Annotated in this window: 1 protein-coding gene; it reads right to left on the reverse strand. The window is 59.0% G+C overall.

The features are described from left to right. Positions 1-32: 32 nt before the first annotated feature. Positions 33-242 (reverse strand): 2-thiouracil desulfurase family protein, encoded by a 210-nt coding sequence (locus tag MN204_RS20770; RefSeq protein ID WP_249872949.1) that lies wholly within the window; start codon positions 240-242, stop codon positions 33-35. Positions 243-268 lie beyond the last annotated feature (26 nt).

A 268-nucleotide genomic window follows, 5' to 3' on the forward strand; every position in this document is an offset into this window, starting at 1 on the left:
GTATTCCTTAGTCACATCCTGACCGGCCCGGTTCACCACCACGGCTTGACCAGCCAGCACATCATCCCGGTACCACCCTGAATCTCCGCTGGCAGCCGGGGTGTCCTAAAGCCGCCCATAATCTCCGGACAGACCGTGATCGCCTGCCCCATCGCTACCAGCTTCACCGCCAGGTCGTTGCGAGCGTTGCCACCATCGTAGCGGACGTTGAAGCCGGCCAGACAGGCACTAATTAGTATCATCGTCCTCATCTCCTTAGGTCAAGGAT

The sequence above is a fragment of the Oceanobacillus saliphilus genome, from assembly GCF_023522835.1.
In the GTDB taxonomy this organism is placed as follows: Bacteria; Bacillota; Bacilli; order Bacillales; family Amphibacillaceae; genus Oceanobacillus; species Oceanobacillus saliphilus.

What these genes read in the sequence shown, in the direction of transcription:
- MN204_RS20770 (WP_249872949.1), bottom strand. Translation starts at nt 242, where the DNA reads ATGATACTAATTAGTGCCTGTCTGGCCGGCTTCAACGTCCGCTACGAT.